The organism is Mesorhizobium sp. 1M-11 (assembly GCF_001303895.1).
In the GTDB taxonomy this organism is placed as follows: domain Bacteria; phylum Pseudomonadota; class Alphaproteobacteria; order Rhizobiales; family Rhizobiaceae; genus Mesorhizobium.
In genome coordinates this window covers 1-5,747 of the sequence record NZ_LJSD01000027.1, presented here as the reverse complement: position 1 = coordinate 5,747, position 5,747 = coordinate 1, and the positions used below count along the sequence as shown (strand labels likewise).

Annotated in this window: 4 protein-coding genes; all 4 read left to right on the top strand. The window is 62.9% G+C overall.

Features of this window, described 5'->3' with window-relative positions; all coding sequences use genetic code 11:
- A partial coding sequence (locus AO692_RS11830) for an aminomethyltransferase family protein (RefSeq protein WP_244483234.1) occupies positions 1-2,349 on the top strand: 2,349 nt, incomplete at its 5' end.
- Between the two features lie 180 nt (positions 2,350-2,529).
- Complete coding sequence (locus tag AO692_RS11825) at positions 2,530-3,003, top strand: hypothetical protein (RefSeq protein ID WP_152979817.1); 474 nt, start codon at positions 2,530-2,532, stop codon at positions 3,001-3,003.
- Between the two features lie 13 nt (positions 3,004-3,016).
- Positions 3,017-3,901 (top strand): bifunctional methylenetetrahydrofolate dehydrogenase/methenyltetrahydrofolate cyclohydrolase FolD, encoded by an 885-nt coding sequence (gene folD / locus AO692_RS11820; RefSeq protein WP_054310259.1) that lies wholly within the window; start codon positions 3,017-3,019, stop codon positions 3,899-3,901.
- A 97-nt stretch (positions 3,902-3,998) separates the two neighbouring features.
- The gene (locus AO692_RS11815; protein ID WP_054308532.1) at positions 3,999-5,678 is read left to right on the top strand and encodes a formate--tetrahydrofolate ligase; all 1,680 of its coding nucleotides are present in this window, start codon (positions 3,999-4,001) and stop codon (positions 5,676-5,678) included.
- The last annotated feature ends 69 nt before the right edge of the window (positions 5,679-5,747 follow it).

Below are 5,747 nucleotides of genomic sequence, written 5' to 3'. Positions count from 1 at the left end.
TATCCCGCCATTGTATCCGGTCCGCCGCGTCCGAGCCTGATCTTCCAGCCCGGACTGCTTCTGCCGGGCACCGAGCGCTATCATATGGCGGGCGGCGGTGCCGTCGTCATCGACATGGAGGTCGGCGACAGGATCACCATCCGCAACGCGGAGGGCGGCCAGCCCTGCGAACTCGTTGCCTTCGATCAATCCGGCCGCGCCGACACGGGCATCATCGGCGCCAAGAGCAACAGCAATGCGGCCGGCCTCAAGGCCCTGCTGCTGGGCGGTGATGACAGCCTGCGCGCCTTGCGCAACGGGCTGGAACGCCGCAAGCTGCAGCTTGCCAACGCCGAGGCGCTGCGCATCTTTTCCGGCACCACGCCGGCGGGTACCGAGGAGAGCTTCACCGCGACACGCGACGGCTCGCTTGTTGTCGCTGCTCCCGGCGGGCCCATGGCAGTGGATGACCACGATACGGCCACGCCGCTGGTGGTGATGGTGCGGCGCGCGACGATCCGCGCCAGGAGAAAGTCCGAACTGCCCGATCCGCTTGCCGATCCGGTGCTCGATCTCAGGGTGAAGTCGCGCACGGCCGAAGCCTATTTCGTCAAGGCAGGCGACTACATCCAGATCATCGACGTCGACGGCCGCCAATGCACCGACTTCCAGTGCTTCTCGGCGCGCAAGCTCGACAAGGGCCGCGATCTCGCACTCGACGTCACCGCCACCCGCTCCTTGATGGGCCATGCCTATCCGATGCCCGGCCTGCATGCGAAGTATTTCGATCAGGATTTCGAACCGCTGGTGGAAGTCGTGCAGGATACCTGCGGCCGGCACGATGCCTTCGCACTGGCTTGCTACGCCAAATATTACGACGACATCGGCTATCCCGGCCACATCAACTGCTCGGAGAACTTCAACGGCGCACTCGCCCCGCATGGCGTGACCGCCCGCGGCGGCTGGATGGCGGTCAACTTCTTCTTCAACACCGGCATCGACGCGCATGGCGTCATGTTCTCCGACGAGCCATGGTCGCGGCCAGGCGACTATGTGCTTCTGCGCGCGCTGACCGACATCGTCTGCGTGTCTTCCGCCTGTCCCGACGACACCACCCCGGCCAATGGCTGGAACCTCACCGACATCCATGTCCGGACTTATTCCGGACAGCACAAATTCTCCCGTGCGATTGCCAGACGAGTGACCCCGGATGCAGAGCCAAAGATGACCCGCGAAACCGCTTTCCATTCCAGCTTCGCCAAGCACACCCGCAACTTCATCGAGTACAAGGGCTATTGGCTCGCCAATTCCTTCGCCAAGGAAGGCCCGCTGCAGGAATATCGCGCCTGCCGCGAGAAGGCCGTGGTGATGGACCTGTCCGCCCTGCGCAAGTTCGAAGTCACCGGCCCGGATGCCGAGGCGCTGCTGCAATACACCCTCACCCGCGACGTCAAGAAGCTCGGCATCGGCCAGGTCGTCTACACGGCCATGTGTTACGAACACGGCGGCATGATCGACGACGGCACCTTGCTGAGGCTCGGCAAGGACAACTTCCGCTGGATCGGCGGCGACGACTATTCCGGCCAGTGGCTGCGCGACAAAGCCGAGGAGCTCGGCCTGAAGGTTCTGGTGCGGTCCTCCACCGATCAGATGCACAACATCGCCGTGCAGGGTCCCAGGAGCCGTGACATCCTGAAGGAGATCGTCTGGACACCGCCGCATCAGCCGGCGCTGGCCGAGGTCGAATGGTTCCGCTTCACCATCGGCCGCATCGGCGATTCCCAAGGCGTGCCGATCGTCGTCTCGCGCACCGGCTATACGGGCGAGCTCGGCTATGAGATCTGGTGCCATCCGCGCGATGCCGAGAAGGTCTTCGACGCGGTCTGGGAGGCCGGCCAGCCGCACGGGCTGGTGCCGATGGGCCTGGCGGCGCTCGACATGGTGCGCATCGAGGCGGGCCTGATCTTCGCCGGCTACGAGTTCTCCGACCAGACGGACCCCTTCGAGGCCGGCATCGCCTTCACCGTACCGCTCAAATCGAAGACCGACGACTTCATCGGTCGCGAGGCATTGATCCGGCGCAAGGAGAACCCGATCCATAAGCTCGTCGGCCTGGAGATCGACAGCAATGTCGACGTCGGCCATGGCGACTGCGTGCATATCGGCCGGGCCCAGATCGGCGTGGTCACCTCCTCCATGCGCTCACCGATCCTCGGCAAGAACATCGCGCTGGCGAGGGTCGACGTCACCCATTCAGAAGTCGGAACCGAAGTCGAGATCGGCAAGCTCGACGGCCACCAGAAGCGCCTTCCTGCCCGGGTCGTTCCCTTCGCCCACTACGACCCGCAGAAGACCAGACCACGCTCCTGAGGGGTGCAGAACGGTTGGCTCAGACGTCACAAATCATGGTCGAAAGGTGGAGAATTTCCATCGAAACATGCCTTGCCTGCCTTTTCCTTATGTGCAAATATCTTTCACAAGATGCAAGGTGCGATATGATGTCAATCGCTCCGAGCGTCGCGAAAGCTCACTCGAGACGACGAGGCAGCCGTGCCGAAAGTTTTGTATGACCTTCACCAGGGCCACGCCCCGATTACCCTCCACCAGGCCTTTCAGGACGCCACGGACACGCTTGAGGGAGACGGCGACACACAGGAGCCCGCGGTATTCGTCGAAGGCTGCGCGGTCCCGGTGACGACCATCTTTGGCGCGATGCTGGAATGTACCGACCTGATGCCTTTTCGCACCCGCGAATCCGTCAACGTGGTGCTTGCAGCTGCGCGCGAAAGCGCCTTGACCGACAGTGGCGACATCTACGCACGTGGCGCGCGGCTGATGCTCTCCTATTGCCGCCAGCGTTTCGGGAAGATCCCCTCGCCCGGCTGTCCGGAGCATGATCCGGAAAAGTTGCAGACTTTTCCAGCAGAGATCATGCGACAAAACCAGGGAGTAGAGCGGAACGCGATCAGTCTTGATCGCATTCCGCTCGACACCGGCGATCTCCCCCAGCTCGCATCGAATTGACAAAGGACATTCCATGAGCACGATCATCGACGGCAAGGCTGTCGCCGAAGAACTGGTCGCCGGCATCAAGACGGCGACGCAGGATCTGGTGGCAAGAACCGGCACACAGCCCGGCATCGCCGTCGTCATCGTCGGTGAGGATCCCGCCAGTCAGGTCTACGTTGCTTCCAAGGGAAAGAGGGCCAAGGAATGTGGCTTTCATTCCATCCAGCACACGCTGCCTGACAACACGTCCGAGGAAGATCTTGTCGCGCTGATCGAGCAACTCAACGCCGATGACACCATCCATGGCATCCTGGTGCAATTGCCGCTGCCGAAGCAGATCGATGCCGGCCGCATCATCCAGACCATCTCGCCCGACAAGGACGTCGACGGCTTCCATTTCGTCAATATCGGCAAGCTGGGTGCCGGCGAATTGGAGACGGCCTTCGTACCCTGCACGCCCGCCGGTTCGATGTTGCTGATTGAACGCGCCCTTGGCCGCGATCTGTCGGGTCTCAATGCGGTCGTCGTCGGCCGGTCCAACATCGTCGGCAAGCCGATGGCCAACCTGCTTCTGGCCGCGAACGCCACGGTCACGGTCGCGCATTCAAAGACGAAGGACCTTCCCGAGATCTGCCGCACCGCCGATATTCTCGTTGCCGCCGTCGGCCGTCCTGAAATGATCAAGGGCGACTGGGTCAAGCCGGGGGCGGTCGTAATCGATGTCGGCATCAACCGGTTGCCCGCCGGCGAAAACGGCAAGGCACGCCTGGTAGGCGACGTCGCCTATGACGAGGCTTTGCCCGCGGCAAGCGCGATCACCCCCGTGCCAGGCGGCGTCGGCCCGATGACGATCGCGCTTCTCATGTCGAACACGCTCGCCTCGGCCATTCGCGCGGCTGGTCAGAGGGCATAGGCGAGACCGTCCTTGCGTGAAACGCAGGATTTAGATTGAGCCCGGCGCTGGAATTCAGGAAGCCGGAACGGACAAAAGACAAGGGAGGAGAGCCCTCATGGCCGAGTACAAGAGTGACATTGAGATCGCGCGTGGCGCGAAGAAGCAGCCGATCCAGGCGATCGGGGAAAAGATCGGCATTCCCAACGAGCATCTGCTGCCCTACGGCCATGACAAGGCGAAGGTCTCGGCCGAGTTCATCAAGTCGGTGAAGGGTAACAAGGACGGCAAGCTGATCCTGGTCACCGCCATCAACCCGACACCGGCCGGCGAAGGCAAGACCACCACCACCGTCGGTCTCGGTGATGGCCTCAACCGCATCGGCAAGAAGGCGGTGGTGTGCATCCGCGAGGCATCGCTTGGACCCAATTTCGGCGTCAAGGGTGGTGCCGCCGGCGGCGGGTATGCCCAGGTCGTGCCGATGGAAGACATGAACCTGCACTTCACCGGCGACTTCCACGCCATCACCACCGCCCACAACCTTCTGTCGGCCCTGATCGACAACCACATCTACTGGGGCAATGAACTCGGCATCGACATCCGCCGCGTCGCCTGGCGCCGTGTCATGGACATGAACGACCGGGCGCTGCGCCAGATCAACGTCTCGCTGGGCGGCGTCGCCAACGGCTTCCCGCGCGAGGCTGGCTTCGACATCACCGTCGCCTCCGAGGTGATGGCGATCCTGTGCCTGGCCACCGACCTGAAGGATCTGGAAAAGCGCCTCGGCGACATCATCGTGGCCTATCGCCGCGACAAGAGCCCGGTCTATGCCCGCGACCTGAAGGCCGACGGCGCCATGGCGGTGCTGCTCAAGGATGCCATCCAGCCCAACCTGGTGCAGACGCTGGAGAACAACCCTGCCTTCGTGCATGGCGGTCCCTTCGCCAACATCGCACATGGCTGCAACTCGGTGGTCGCCACCACCACGGCCTTGAAGCTGGCCGACTATGTGGTGACCGAAGCCGGTTTCGGCGCCGATCTCGGTGCCGAGAAGTTCTTCGACATCAAGTGCCGCAAGGCGGGCCTGAAGCCGGCCGCTGCCGTCATCGTCGCCACCGTGCGCGCCATGAAGATGAATGGCGGGGTCAAGAAGGACGACCTTGGCCAGGAGAACATCGAGGCGGTGAAGAAGGGCTGCGCCAATCTCGGCCGCCACATCGAGAACGTGAAGCAGTTCGGCGTGCCGGCGGTGGTTGCCATCAACCACTTCGTCTCCGACACCGACGCCGAGATCAAGGCGATGAAGGACTTCGTGGCAGCGCAAGGTGCCGAAGCGATCCTGTGCAAGCACTGGGCACAAGGTTCGGCCGGCATCGAGGAGCTTGCCCACAAGGTGGTGAAGATCGCAGAGAGCGGTGCCTCGCAGTTCTCGCCGCTTTATCCCGACGAGATGCCGCTGTTCGAGAAGATCAACACCATCGTCAAGCGCATCTATCGCGGCGACGAGGCGATTGCCGACAAGTCGATCCGCGACCAGCTGCACCAGTGGGAACAGGCCGGCTACGGCCACCTGCCGGTGTGCATGGCCAAGACGCAATATTCCTTCTCGACCGATCCGAACCTGCGTGGTGCGCCCACCGGCCACACGGTTCCGGTGCGCGAGGTACGCCTTGCCGCCGGTGCCGGCTTCGTCGTCATCATCTGCGGCGAGGTCATGACCATGCCCGGCCTGCCCTCCAAGCCATCGTCGGAGAAGATCTTCCTCAACGATCAGGGCCAGATCGAAGGGTTGTTCTAAAGGGAACGGCAGTGGGGCAGTAAGGGAACAAGGCAGTAGCTGCCCAACCTTACTGCCCTACTCCCCCAA

Bases quoted from the DNA above. Each gene is read 5' to 3' on its own strand.
- folD (WP_054310259.1), top strand. From the start codon at position 3,017: ATGAGCACGATCATCGACGGCAAGGCTGTCGCCGAAGAACTGGTCGCC.
- AO692_RS11815 (WP_054308532.1), top strand. From the start codon at position 3,999: ATGGCCGAGTACAAGAGTGACATTGAGATCGCGCGTGGCGCGAAGAAG.